General features: G+C 36.3%; 1 pseudogene. It reads left to right on the top strand.

Features of this window, described 5'->3' with window-relative positions:
* Positions 1-118: 118 nt before the first annotated feature.
* Positions 119-455 (top strand): annotated as a pseudogene (locus DSY56_RS11700) (hypothetical protein); the annotation flags it as partial.

Below are 455 nucleotides of genomic sequence, written 5' to 3'. Positions count from 1 at the left end.
AAAAATCAGCCATTAAAAAGGCCTCTTTTCTATACCCTATTTTACACCATGAAAGGGGTGATGTCAATATTCTCAATGTTTAGACCTTGTCCAGAAGCTGATAAACAAGGAGAATACAATGAAATATAATAAAACAAAATACCCAAATATCTATTACTATGAGACTGCTAAAGGCAAGCGTTACTATGTCAGACGTTCTTTTTTCTTCCGAGGTAAAAAAAGAGAAAAAAGTAAAAGTGGTTTCACAACCCTTCCACAAGCTCGTGCAGCCTTGGTAGAGCTTGAGCAACAAATCCAAGAACAAGAATTAGGTATCAATACGAATCTAACGCTTGATCAGTATTGGGATATCTATTCCGAAAAGAGATTGTCAACAGGGCGCTGGAATGACACTTCCTACTACCTCAATGATAATCTCTATAAGAATCATATCAAACCCAAATTTGGTTCTATCC

The organism is Streptococcus sp. 596553, assembly GCF_900411395.1.
Taxonomy (GTDB): domain Bacteria; phylum Bacillota; class Bacilli; order Lactobacillales; family Streptococcaceae; genus Streptococcus; species Streptococcus mitis_BA.
The sequence above is the reverse complement of the archived record's forward strand: the minus strand, read 5'-3'. Positions and strand labels throughout refer to the sequence as shown.